The sequence below is a fragment of the Mycoplasmopsis primatum ATCC 25948 genome (assembly GCF_000702785.1).
Taxonomy (GTDB): domain Bacteria; phylum Bacillota_I; class Bacilli_A; order Mycoplasmatales; family Metamycoplasmataceae; genus Mycoplasmopsis; species Mycoplasmopsis primatum.
In genome coordinates, this window is the sequence record NZ_JNJV01000061.1 from 1 (window position 1) to 1088 (window position 1088).

At 27.0% G+C, this 1088-nt stretch carries 2 protein-coding genes; both read right to left on the bottom strand.

Annotated elements, in window-relative coordinates; all coding sequences use genetic code 4:
• The coding region (locus tag T386_RS0104220) for a leucine-rich repeat domain-containing protein (protein ID WP_029513867.1) at positions 1-417 on the bottom strand (417 nt) is incomplete at its 3' end.
• A 12-nt stretch (positions 418-429) separates the two neighbouring features.
• The coding region (locus T386_RS0104225) for a leucine-rich repeat domain-containing protein (RefSeq protein WP_036460169.1) at positions 430-1088 on the bottom strand (659 nt) is incomplete at its 5' end.

The following is a 1088-nucleotide window of genomic DNA, read 5'->3' on the forward strand; positions in this document are numbered from 1 at the left end:
ATATTCTCCAATTGTTTTTACTCCTTCAGGGAGTTCAATCTTTTCTAAGTTTTTACAACTATTAAAAGCATATTCTCCAATTTCTTTAAGACTATGTGGGAGTTTAATGCTTTTTAAATTTCAACATCAACAAAAAGCATTATCACCAATTATTTTTATACTATCAGGGAGTTCAATATTTTCTAAGTTGTGGCAACCTATAAAAGCATCTTTTGCAATTATTTTTACACCATCAGGGAGTTTAATGCTTTTTAAACTTTCACAACCATTAAAAGCATATTCTCCAATTATTTTTACACCATCAGGGACCACTACTTCCTTAATGTCTTTATCTTTTACACCCACAACCATATAACCTTTAATTTCATCATCTCATATAATGTCTAAGTCTTTGTTTTCTAATATTTTTGCACTCATTTTCATATCACCTTACATCTTTAAACTTTTCTTACTTTTTAATTTTTTTAATTTTAAATTTTCGCAATTAATAAAATTATCATTGCCAATTATTTTTGCAGTGTCATACATGGTTATATTTAAATTTTTACAACCATAAAAAGCTTTATTACCAATTTTTTTAAGACTGTTAGGCAGTGCGATGCTTTCTAAACTTATACAATCTAAAAAAGCACCATCTTTAATTGTTTTAACACCTTCAGGTATATTAATTTCTTTTAAGTTTTTACAACCAGAAAAAACACCAACACCAATTTCTTTAAGACTATTAGGAAGTGTGATACTTTCTAAACTTTCGCAACTTTGAAAAACACCTCAACCTATTTCTTTAAGACTATTAGGAAGCGTTATACCTTTTAAGTTTTTACAACCATAAAAAGCATTAGTTTTAATAGTCTCTAAACTATTAGAAAGTTTAATATTTTCTAAGTTTTTGCAACCAGCAAAAGCCCAATAATCAATCATTTTTACACTATTAGGAAGTGTGATATTTTTTAAATTTTTACAATTTTCAAAAGATCTATCTCCAATTGTTTCAACACCTTCAGGTATATTAATTTCTTTTAAATTTTTACAACCAGAAAAAACACCAACACCAATTTCTTTAAGACTTTCAGGGAGTTTAACAGTTT